This window comes from Pseudomonas sp. AFG_SD02_1510_Pfu_092, assembly GCF_003331055.1.
Classification (GTDB): domain Bacteria; phylum Pseudomonadota; class Gammaproteobacteria; order Pseudomonadales; family Pseudomonadaceae; genus Aquipseudomonas.
Genome location: NZ_PUQD01000042.1, coordinates 37847 through 46504 on the forward strand (window position 1 = coordinate 37847; position 8658 = coordinate 46504).

An 8658-nucleotide genomic window follows, 5' to 3' on the forward strand; every position below is an offset into this window, starting at 1 on the left:
CGGGTGAACCCGCTCCCACATGGGGCTGCGTATGCCTCGGGCTTACGCTGAAACCTGTGGGAGCGGCTTTAGCCGCGAACACCGGCGCAGCCGTTGCCATCCCTCGCGTCGCCTGCTTCGCGGGTGAACCCGCTCCCACATGGGGCTGCGTATGCCTCGGGCTTGCGCTGAAACCTGTGGGAGCGGCTTTAGCCGCGAACACCGGCGCAGCCGTTGCCATCCCTCGCGTCGCCTGCTTCGCGGGTGAACCCGCTCCCACATGGGGCTGCGTATGCCTCGGGCTTGCGCTGAAACCTGTGGGAGCGGCTTTAGCCGCGAACACCGGCGCAGCCGGTGCCATCCACCACATCGTCTGCTTCGCGGGCTTGCCCGCTCCCACATGGGCTGCGTATGCCTCGGGCTTGCGCTGAAACCTGTGGGAGCTGGCTTGCCGGCGATGGGCTGCGCAGCAGCCCCAAGGTCTTCAATACCCCGGGCTATCGAAATCGAGCTTCACTTCGAAGTCCAGCGCCCGCTCCACTCCAGTCTCCAACCGCCCGTCGGCATGCAGGCGCAGCCAGCGGTACCCAGGCTGTTCCTCGCTTACCTTGAAATCCTCGCTACCCGCCGCAAACTGGATGCAGGTGGACGGCGTGGCCAGCAGGCGCCGACCACCGCGCACTTCATCCCATTCCTGGTGCACATGCCCCCACAGCAACGCCCGCACCAGTGGATAACCTTCTACGATATCGAACAGCGCCTGCGCATTGCGCAAGCCGATCGGCGCAATCCAGGCGCAGCCGATATCCACCGGCTGATGATGGAAACACACCAGGCAGTGCCGGTCGCCGGCCTCTTGCAAGGCTGTCACCAACACGCCCAGTTGGTCGTCTTCGAGCAACCCGTGGGTCGCCCCGGGTACCGCAGTGTTGAGCATGACGATGCGCCACGCACCAATATCGGTCACCGCCTGTACCAGCTCGGGTGCAACCTGCGCCATCCGTTGCGCCTCGTCATGGTTGCCCGGCAACCAGCGCGTGGGCACGGCGAACGGCGCGGTCAGGTCACGGAAGGCTTCATAGGACGCCACGCTGGCGTCCTGCGACAGGTCGCCAGTGCACAGCAGCAGGTCGACATGCGGCTGCTCGCGCTGCACCTGGGCCAGCACATGGCGCAGGCTGTCACGGGTATTGAGGCCCAGCATGCTGCCGGCCGGGTCGGCGAACAGGTGGGCATCGGTCAGTTGCACCACATGCACGGGGCGCGATTGGTCTGGCTGCGGCAACGGCCGTCTCCTCGAACGGATTCAGCAGGAATTATGGCTGGGCAACGGTTGCGAGCAAACACCCACGAACGACCTGCGTCACACTTCAGCGAACGCTTGCCAGTTCGTGGCCGCAGGCCAGGCAGTGGCTCAGCCATTCCCCCAGGAACAGGTTGAGCTGGGCCTTTTCGTCCGGCTGGTGCATGGCGGCGTTGGGATAGGGGTAGATGCTGCGCAGGCGCCGGGCATGTTCGGCGCTGACCACTTCGGCCATGCGTGCATCGTGGTAAACCTGCACTTCCAGGTGCGGCACCGGCAACCACGGCAGGCTGTGCTCCTGGCGTACGTGCAAGGTGGTGGTGTACGGGCAGGCCAGCACCACATCGAGTACCAGCACGCCGAGCATCTGGTCGCCTTGGGTCATACCGATACGGCGCGAGCTCTGGGTGGTGCGCATGTCGGGCAACAGGCGCATCAGCCGGGCGTAGTTCGCCTCGCAGGCTGCCTGCAGCCCCACCAGGTCGACCCGATAACGCTCGCGCAGCAGGTTCACTTCCACATACCTCGTACTTCGTCACGGTTCAGCGCCAGCCATTGCAGGCCGATGATGGTCGCCGCATTGCAGATACGCCCGTCGCGCACCGCCTGCAAGGCATCCTCGAACGACCATACGCGCACGCGAATGTCTTCGCCCTCTTCTTCCAGGCCATGCAGGCCGCCCGCGCCCTCGCTGCTGCAGCGGCCGAGGAACAGGTGAACGTATTCATCACTGCCACCGGGCGAGGGGAAATAGCGGGTCATCGGCCACAAAGCGCTGAACGCAAGGCCAGCCTCTTCTTCGGCTTCGCGGTGAGCGACTTCTTCGGGTTGCTCGTCCTTGTCGATCAGCCCGGCGACCATCTCGATCAGCCAGGGGTTTTCGACCTTGTCCAGCGCCCCCACGCGAAACTGCTCGATCAGCACCACTTCATCGCGTTGCGGGTCGTACGGCAGCACGCACACCGCGTCATGGCGCACGAACAGCTCGCGGCTGATTTCACGGCCCATGCCGCCGGCGAACAGCTCATGGCGCAGCTGCACCTTGTCGAGCTTGTAGAAGCCCTGGAAGCAGTTGGCCCGCTTGACGATCTCGACCGCCCTGGGCACTGAGTTCAACGTGTCTGACATGGAAATCCTCATTACCTCGCTTACAGCATCGCGCCATCCTACTCTGCACGCCAGCGGGTTTCACCCCTTTCCGGTAACCGTTCGCGCACTCGGGACAGCGCGCCAGCTCTCTGTTAGCTTAGTGGCGAACTGAAGGCCGCGCAGACGGTCAAAGGCCGACTTTTCCCTGTTCTGCAAGGATCATCATGACACTTGTCAAACTGACTTCCGTGGCTTTGCTGGCGCTGATCCTCGGTGCCTGCCAAAGCCTGTTCACGCCCAACTACCGGGCGCCGCTCGAGGTCAAGCGCGATGCCTGGGAGCATGTCAAACCCGGCTGCAGCGAAAGCGACTGCCCGCTGGTGAACATCGACATGATCCACTTCCCGGCCCTGCCCAAGCTCGACGGCATCGTCGAAAAACGCCTGCTGCAGCTGACCGAAGACAACCAGCGCGGCAACGCGCCGACCACCCTGCAGGCCTACGAACAGCAATACCTGGCCAGCGCCGACAAGCGCAACAGCAGCTACCTGCAGGCCAAGGTACGCGAGCAGCATGACGGACTGGTGATCATCGAACTGTCCAGCTACCTGGACAGCGGCGGCGCCCATGGCATGCCGGGGCGCGGCTTCATCAACTATTCGCGCAAGCTGGACAAGGTACTGACCCTGCAGGACATGCTGGTGCCCGGCCAGGAAGACACCTTCTGGAAAACCGTCGAGGAATCGCACCGCGCCTGGCTGATCAGCGTCGGCATGGACAAGGACGCCGAGTTCGTCAAGACCTGGCCGTTCAAGCGCTCGCCGCACATCGCCCTGACGTACGGCGCGGTGGTGGTCAAGTACGAGGTCTATTCCATCGCGCCCTATTCCATGGGCCACGTGGAATTGAAAATCCCCTACCCACGCCTGAATGGCGTACTCAAGCCTGAGCTGTTTCCCGGCCGCGGCTGAAGCTGAACAGCCCGTGCACCAGCCCTGCCAGCAGCAATGCCGGCAGGGTCGCGCCCAGCTCCGGCGCCTGCGCGGCGATCAGATGGTACGCCGTCACGCCCACCACCCAGGCCAACAGTGCCTGCCAATGCAAGCCATTCACCCGTGCCGGCAGGCGGCGGCGACGGATCACGTAGTGGTCCATCAGCACCACGCCGAACAGTGGGGCGAACACCGAACCGATCAGCAGCAGGAAGTTCTCGTACTGTGCCAATGGCGCCAGCAGGGCGATCAGCGTGCACAGCACGCCGATGGCCAGCGCCAGGTGCTCGACCTTCAGGCGTACCAGCACCCCGGTGGAAACCGCCGCCGAATGGATGTCGGCGAAGGCCTTTTCCGACTCGTCCAGCAGAATCAGCAGTAACGGGATGCCCATGCCGGCGCCGGCCAGCGCCAGCAGCAGGGCATTGGCCTCACCACTGGCGGCGAAAGCCAGGGTATAGGCCACGCCCAGGCCCATCAGCCAGGTGTTGCCGATGAAGTAGCCCACTACCGTACCGCCGAACACATGCTTGCCATTGCGGGCGAAACGCGAGTAGTCGGCGATCAGCGGCAACCAGGACAGCGGCATGGCGATGGCGATGTCGAAGCCCACCGCCAGCGACATCGACCCGTCCCCGGCGCGGTTCCACAGCCCGGCCAGGTCAACCTTGGCGAACAGGTTCCAGGTCAGCCACAGGCAAGCGCCCAGCAGCAGCCAGATGCCCCAGGTGCGCAGCACCTTGCGTACGAAAGCCAGCGGCCCGCTGACCGCGAGCAAGGTGGCCAGGACACCGAAGCACAGGGTCCAGAGCAGCGGGCTGTTCCAGGCGCTGGCTTCGCCGAAGGCCCGCGCACCCAGCAGGCTGGCGGCATCGCGCATGACGATGATCTCGAACGCGCCCCAGCCCACCAGTTGCAACAGGTTGAGCAGCGCCGGCAAGCGCGCGCCATGGCGGCCCAGGCTGAGTTTCAGGGTGCCCATGGCAGACAGGCCGGTGTCACTGCCAATCACCCCGGCCGCGCCGAGCAGCAACACACCGACACCGGAGCCCAGGGCGATGGCCAGCAATGCACCGGCCAGGCCCAGGCCAGGGGCGAGCATGGCGCCGACCTGCAGCACCATCAGGCCGATGCCGAGGGAGAACCACAGCGAGAACAGGTCGCGGGCGCCGAAGATGCGCTGGGCGATGGGGACCGGGTGGTCGGGGGAGAATTGGCTGGGTGATGTCATGGTTGGCGCTCGCCGGCAATGTTGTGGGTGTTCCTGGCGAGGACTGCGTCCTCGTATCGCGACACAAGGCCGCTCCCACAAAAACCGCGTTGGCCTCGAGCCTTGCGCGGTCCCTGTGGGAGCGGCCTTGCGTCGCGAAAGGGCCGCAAAGCGGCCCCAGCGGTCTTAGACCTTGTGGTACAGCTGGCTGCCTTCCTGGCGGAACCGCTCGGCCTGTTCGCGCATGCCTTGCTCGACCGTCACATCCACGGTTTCGATCTTGGCGGCGTACTCACGCACTTCCTGGGTAATCTTCATCGAGCAGAACTTCGGCCCGCACATCGAGCAGAAATGCGCGACCTTGGCCGACTCCTTCGGCAGGGTTTCGTCGTGGTAGGCGCGGGCCGTGTCCGGGTCCAGGCCCAGGTTGAACTGGTCTTCCCAACGGAACTCGAAGCGCGCCTTGGACAGCGCGTTATCGCGAATCTGCGCGCCTGGATGACCCTTGGCAAGGTCAGCCGCATGGGCGGCGATCTTGTAGGTGATGATGCCGGTCTTGACGTCATCCTTGTTCGGCAGGCCCAGGTGTTCCTTGGGCGTGACGTAGCAGAGCATGGCGCAACCGAACCAGCCGATCATCGCCGCGCCAATGCCCGAAGTGATGTGGTCGTAGCCCGGAGCGATGTCGGTGGTGAGCGGGCCGAGGGTGTAGAACGGCGCCTCGTCGCAGCACTCCAGCTGCTTGTCCATGTTCTCCTTGATCAACTGCATCGGCACGTGGCCGGGGCCTTCGATCATGCACTGCACATCGTGCTTCCAGGCAATTTTGGTCAGCTCGCCAAGGGTTTCCAGCTCACCGAACTGCGCGGCATCGTTGGCGTCGGCAATCGAGCCGGGGCGCAGGCCGTCGCCCAGCGAGAAGCTGACGTCGTAGGCCTTCATGATTTCGCAGATTTCGTCGAAGTGGGTGTAGAGGAAGTTCTCTTTGTGATGCGCCAGGCACCACTTGGCCATGATCGAACCACCACGGCTGACGATGCCGGTCACGCGCTTGGCGGTCAGCGGTACATAGCGCAGCAGTACCCCGGCGTGGATGGTGAAGTAGTCCACACCCTGCTCGGCCTGTTCGATCAGGGTGTCGCGGAACAGCTCCCAGGTCAGGTCCTCGGCCACGCCGTTGACCTTTTCCAGGGCCTGGTAGATCGGCACGGTACCGATCGGCACCGGCGAGTTGCGGATGATCCACTCGCGGGTTTCGTGGATGTGCTTGCCGGTGGACAGGTCCATGACCGTGTCCGAACCCCAGCGGATGCCCCAGGTCAGCTTGGCCACTTCTTCCTCGATCGAGGAACCCAGGGCGCTGTTGCCGATGTTGCCGTTGATTTTCACCAGGAAGTTGCGGCCGATGATCATCGGCTCCAGTTCCGGGTGGTTGATGTTGGCCGGGATGATCGCGCGACCACGGGCGATTTCCTGGCGCACGAACTCGGGGGTGATTTCTTTCGGGATGTTGGCGCCGAAGCTGTGACCGGCGTGCTGCTCGTTCAGCAGGCCAGCGGCGCGCGCTTCTTGCAGCTTCATGTTTTCGCGGATGGCCACGTATTCCATCTCGGCAGTGATGATGCCCTGGCGGGCATAGTGCATCTGCGAGACGTTGGCGCCCGCCTTGGCACGGCGCGGGTTACGCACGTGGGCGAAACGCAGCTTGGCCAGTTCGGCATCGTTCAGGCGCTGCTGGCCAAAGTTGGAGCTCAGGCCCTCGAGGCGTTCGGTATCACCGCGAGCATCGATCCACGCCGAACGCACATCGGCCAGGCCCTTGCGCACGTCGATGACCACGTTGGGGTCGGTGTACGGGCCGGAAGTGTCGTAGACCAGCACCGGGGCATTGGTCTCGCCACCGAAATCGGTCGGGGTGTCGTCCAGGCTGATTTCCCGCATGGGCACGCGGATGTCCGGGCGCGAGCCTTCGACATACACCTTGCGCGAACGCGGGAACGGTTGCACGGACTGCTGATCGACTTGTGCCGATTCGCTGAGGTTGATCGTTTTTTCTTGTTTGGTCATCACAGGCTCTCCAGACGGCTTCCTACGCAGTGGAATGTCGGGGTGAACCTGAAAGGCGCGGATGCACCCGCTTCAACGAGTGCAGTGCCGGATATGGGGGTGCCTGAAGCTGCATGCAGCTGCGACATTCCCGGACCTGGCACAAGAGGCTCCCCGGGAAGGCGAGCAATCTTGTTCCCTACGCAGGCGCTAACCTGATCAGGTTCAACGGGATCCGCAACTTTGCGATCTCAGCCTTTGCTTCAAGGCACCCCGACAAGAACATGCGCAGTCTAGACTGGAGTGGTCGGTGAAGCCAAGCGGGTAAATGCGCGGATGATGAAAGGCACCCCGAACGATTGTTGCCGGGTGCGCATGACACTACACTGGCCCGTCGCTCGATACTCAACAGTTCAGTAATTCAATTTCGTACAAGGATTGCCTCTATGCTGCGCAAACTCTCACTGGCGATAGCCGTGTCTTGTGCGTCCAACGGAGTGGTCTGGGCAGCGGACGTGCCCACGACGGTGAAGACCGACCTGGTCAGCGTCTATCAGGAAGCGGTCGACAACAACGCCGACCTGGCGGCGGCCCGTGCCGATTACGGCGCCCGCCGTGAAGTGGTGCCGCAGGCCCGCGCCGGCCTGTTGCCAAACCTGTCGGCCGGTGCCGAGATGCTGAACACCCGCACCAAGCTGGACCAACCTTCAGCCACCAGCAACCGCAGCGGCAATACCTGGAGCGCGACCCTGGCGCAGCCAATTTTCCGTGCGGACCGTTGGTTCCAGCTGCAGGCGGCCGAAGCGGTCAACGAACAGGCGGCCCTGGAGCTGTCGGCGACCGAGCAGAACCTGATCCTGCAAACTGCGCAGAACTACTTCGCCGTGCTCCGCGCCCAGGACAACCTGGCCGCGACCAAGGCCGAGGAAGCGGCCTTCAAGCGCCAGCTGGACCAGTCCAACGAACGCTTCGATGTCGGCCTGTCGGACAAGACCGATGTGCTGCAATCCCAAGCCAGCTACGACACCGCCCGAGCCAACCGGATCATTGCCGAACGCCAGGTACAGGATGCCTTCGAGGCGCTGGTGACCCTGACCAACCGCGAATATTCGTCGATTCAGGGTGTGGTCCACACCCTGCCGGTGCAGGTGCCGACGCCGAACGACGCCAAGGCCTGGGTCGAGACCGCCGGGCGCCAGAACCTCAACCTGCTGGCCACCAACCACGCCGTCACCGCTGCCGAAGAAACCCTGCGCCAGCGCAAGGCCGGGCATGCGCCGACGCTCGATGCAGTGGCCAAGTACGAGAAAGGCGACAACGACAACCTCGGTTTCACCAACTCGGCGGCACTGCCAAACGTGCGTTACGGCGGCGACGTCGAGCAGACCAGTATTGGCCTGCAACTGAACATCCCGATCTACAGCGGCGGCCTGACCAGCTCACAGGTGCGCGAGGCCTACCAGCGCCTGAGCCAGAGCGAGCAGCAGCGCGAGAGCCTGCGCCGCCAGGTGGTGGAAAACACCCGCAACCTGCACCGCGCGGTGAACACCGACGTGGAACAGGTGCAGGCGCGCAAGCAGTCGATCATTTCCAACCAGAGTGCGCTGGAAGCCACCGAAATCGGTTACCAGGTGGGTACCCGCAACATCGTCGATGTGCTCGATGCCCAGCGCCAGCTGTACACCTCGGTGCGCGACTACAACAACAGCCGCTATGACTACATCCTCGACAACCTGAGCCTGAAGCAGGCAGCCGGCACCTTGAGCCCGCAGGACCTGCAAGACCTCAAGCAGTACCTGAAGCCGGATTACAACCCGGACAAGGACTTCCTGCCGCCGGACCTGGCTGCGGCAGCGGCGAAGAACTTCGAGCGTCGCCCTTGAGATAAATGATGCATTTTTCGCGGGCACCCCCCCGCCCCCCCGGGGGGGCACCCCGGGGGGGGGGGGGGGGCCGCGAAGAAGCCCAAGTAGAAATAAGCGGACAACCGCCCCCCCCCCCGCGGGCCAGCCCGGGAACCCGCCCAGGTTGGCCCCCCA

At 64.1% G+C, this 8658-nt stretch carries 7 protein-coding genes and 1 riboswitch; of the genes, 2 read left to right on the forward strand and 5 right to left on the reverse strand.

Annotation, left to right across the window (positions count from 1 at the left end; all coding sequences use genetic code 11):
• Positions 1–463: 463 nt before the first annotated feature.
• The 3 genes from cpdA to C6A77_RS17470 form a co-directional block, all read right to left on the reverse strand.
• Positions 464–1264, reverse strand: a complete 801-nt coding sequence (gene cpdA / locus C6A77_RS17460) for a 3',5'-cyclic-AMP phosphodiesterase (protein WP_114170586.1) — start codon at positions 1262–1264, stop codon at positions 464–466.
• Between the two features lie 85 nt (positions 1265–1349).
• Positions 1350–1802 (reverse strand): DUF1249 domain-containing protein, encoded by a 453-nt coding sequence (locus C6A77_RS17465; protein WP_114170587.1) that lies wholly within the window; start codon positions 1800–1802, stop codon positions 1350–1352.
• Positions 1793–2410: an NUDIX domain-containing protein gene (locus C6A77_RS17470; protein WP_114170588.1), complete on the reverse strand. Its 618-nt coding sequence runs from the start codon at positions 2408–2410 to the stop codon at positions 1793–1795. Before C6A77_RS17470 ends, C6A77_RS17465 begins: the two co-directional genes overlap by 10 nt.
• A gap of 185 nt (positions 2411–2595) precedes the next feature.
• Here C6A77_RS17470 and C6A77_RS17475 point away from each other — a divergent pair, with 185 nt between their 5' ends.
• The gene (locus C6A77_RS17475) at positions 2596–3342 is read left to right on the forward strand and encodes an RsiV family protein (RefSeq protein ID WP_114170589.1); all 747 of its coding nucleotides are present in this window, start codon (positions 2596–2598) and stop codon (positions 3340–3342) included.
• On the opposite strand, the gene cytX is transcribed toward C6A77_RS17475, so the two are convergent.
• Entirely contained in the window at positions 3311–4594 is a 1284-nt protein-coding gene (gene cytX / locus C6A77_RS17480) for a putative hydroxymethylpyrimidine transporter CytX (protein ID WP_114170590.1), read from the reverse strand. The two genes, C6A77_RS17475 and cytX, sit on opposite strands and share 32 nt — an antisense overlap.
• Before the next feature lie 165 nt (positions 4595–4759).
• Entirely contained in the window at positions 4760–6640 is a 1881-nt protein-coding gene (gene thiC, locus C6A77_RS17485; RefSeq protein WP_114170591.1) for a phosphomethylpyrimidine synthase ThiC, read from the reverse strand.
• A 158-nt stretch (positions 6641–6798) separates the two neighbouring features.
• Positions 6799–6905, reverse strand: a riboswitch (TPP riboswitch).
• A gap of 160 nt (positions 6906–7065) precedes the next feature.
• Here thiC and C6A77_RS17490 point away from each other — a divergent pair.
• Positions 7066–8502 (forward strand): TolC family outer membrane protein, encoded by a 1437-nt coding sequence (locus C6A77_RS17490; RefSeq protein ID WP_114170592.1) that lies wholly within the window; start codon positions 7066–7068, stop codon positions 8500–8502.
• Positions 8503–8658 lie beyond the last annotated feature (156 nt).